Raw genomic sequence first — 1,161 nt, 5'->3', positions numbered from 1 at the left:
TCGAAGATATCACTGACAAAATACATCCGGCTTTCTGTGCGGCCATGGCCTGTTTTTCGGGTCATATAGCTATCATCTTGCCATTGGTTCAGCTTCTCCAAAGAGAAGTGATGATCAAAAGCCTTTTCAAGCTTGCCCTGATTGCCTTTGACCGTCAGCCTCCTTTTCGACTATGGCCCGGGGCATATCTCGAATTTCAGGGGGTTTCATGATTTTTCCCTGGTTAGGCGCGCTACACCTGCCTGAGATGGTTAATATTGATAGCCATGACTTCATGAGATGCAAAATAACTGTATGCTCTCAAATCATCGGTTAATACTAAACAATCCAAACTCTTCGCAGCTAAAATTACTGATATATCAGTGATGCCCATATAGCTGAATCCTTCAGCACTAATGACTTCATCTTTTTCAATATACAGTTCATTTACTTCATATAATGTAGGTAATATTGAAACTATGAATTCTTTGAACTTGATTTCATTTATTTTTTCAAGAAAGTTCCACGTTTCAGCTAAAACTTGAGGTGTAACTACAATTCTGGAAAACTGAGATACATATTCATTTAGCCAGTGGAAATCCTGCTCTGTATACATTGCAGTTCGTTTAAAATTTGGTACAAACTCTGGTTCATACTTGCCAACCAAGTATAAAACGAGAAGGTTAGTGTCTAGAAATGCACCCTGTTTTTTGTACCGTACTAACAAATCGGCAAGTATTAGAAATATTAAACTGTGCGTATTTTCATATATATCACGTCGCCAGATTCAGCATCAATTTTAAATATTTTATAGCTTGTTACTCTATTACCTACGCTTCCAAGTGCAAAAAGATCAGACATTCCTAATGTGATCAACCAAGAACCATCATCATCAAGTTCAATTTCTTCAATGGAGAGCTTTACACTTTGGGATGTAATAGACTCAAAATATTTTGCAGCAATCTGAGCTGCTTCTTTTGCATCAATAGCCATAAATTTTCCTAAATCTGTTTAACTAATAAGTTGGTCTAATATTAGACTCTGATAGGGTTTTTAAACATTTCATTTTGACTGAAGTGACTAATTCCAAAACTCAGCATCTTCCTGCCGGTCTATACAGCGTACCCATCACGGCAAAATCATGAAAGTGCCTGCCCAGCAAGGACTTCAGCCAGATAGCGT

3 protein-coding genes are annotated in these 1,161 nt (G+C 37.6%); 1 reads left to right on the top strand and 2 read right to left on the bottom strand.

Annotated elements, in window-relative coordinates; translation table 11 throughout:
* Positions 1 to 212 (top strand): hypothetical protein (locus KDK18_RS11085; RefSeq protein ID WP_257254964.1); only part of this gene is annotated, 212 nt, incomplete at its 5' end.
* Between the two features lie 20 nt (positions 213 to 232).
* Here KDK18_RS11085 and KDK18_RS11080 read toward each other — a convergent pair.
* Positions 233 to 706: a hypothetical protein gene (locus tag KDK18_RS11080; protein ID WP_257254963.1), complete on the bottom strand. Its 474-nt coding sequence runs from the start codon at positions 704 to 706 to the stop codon at positions 233 to 235.
* Between the two features lie 20 nt (positions 707 to 726).
* Entirely contained in the window at positions 727 to 972 is a 246-nt protein-coding gene (locus tag KDK18_RS11075) for a hypothetical protein (RefSeq protein WP_257254962.1), read from the bottom strand.
* Positions 973 to 1,161 lie beyond the last annotated feature (189 nt).

The sequence above is a fragment of the Endozoicomonas sp. SESOKO3 genome, from assembly GCF_024606255.1.
The sequence above is the reverse complement of the archived record's forward strand: the minus strand, read 5'-3'. Positions and strand labels throughout refer to the sequence as shown.

Coding starts and splice junctions, on each gene's coding strand:
- KDK18_RS11075 (WP_257254962.1), bottom strand. CDS start 972: ATGGCTATTGATGCAAAAGAAGCAGCTCAGATTGCTGCAAAATATTTT.